General features: G+C 43.0%; 1 pseudogene. It reads right to left on the bottom strand.

What is annotated here, in order from left to right:
* Nucleotides 1–101: 101 nt before the first annotated feature.
* A pseudogene (locus ACS8FD_RS20920) lies at nt 102–686 on the bottom strand (hypothetical protein); the annotation flags it as partial.

The raw sequence follows: 686 nt of genomic DNA, 5'->3' as shown, positions 1-686 counted from the left end.
CGATACGCCACCTAGAACAGGACTATACTTTGAAGGTAATCAGCCGATAGTCATTTATCCCAAGCAGCGTGACCCTAAAATGGGTAATTCTTAATGATGGCCTACCATGAGTAACGTCCATATAAGCTAACTTCACTGCGCTGGGCTTTTTCTGAGTCAAGACTGTCGGTGAGTAACTTGATACCGCCATACTGACTGTCTACAGCAAGCCCTAACGCTTGTGTTTGCGGCTCTATCAAACCAGTGATAGTGAGTGGATAATAATCTTCATTGGTTTGATAGCTTGCTGACAACTGATATAAGTCTTGGATATCATTCACTTGACCATGGACACCGATCTGCCATTGAGGGTTTAGCTCATGTATGAGACTGCCTTCAACGCGCCATGGCAATGTTTGCGTGATATCATCAGTGTCGAGTTGACCTTCAGTCGTATCTATAGGTCGTCTATTGGCATCATAATCTAGTATATATTGCGTACTAGGTGTATCTTTCCAATGCATACGTCCCAGAAGATCATAACCACGGACAGATAACTGCGTGCGATCCGTTAATGTACCTGTCAAATTTATATCTAACGAATAACCATAGCCCGTTGGTTTGTTGGGATACCAATTTAGATCCTCCTCCCCAAGTGCTGGCTCATCGTAATAGTAATCTACATAAGTCTTCGTTCTATTTAGACG

The sequence above is a fragment of the Psychrobacter sp. 1U2 genome (assembly GCF_051847575.1).
Note: the sequence above shows the minus strand (reverse complement) of the source record. Positions and strands in the feature narration are given on the sequence as shown.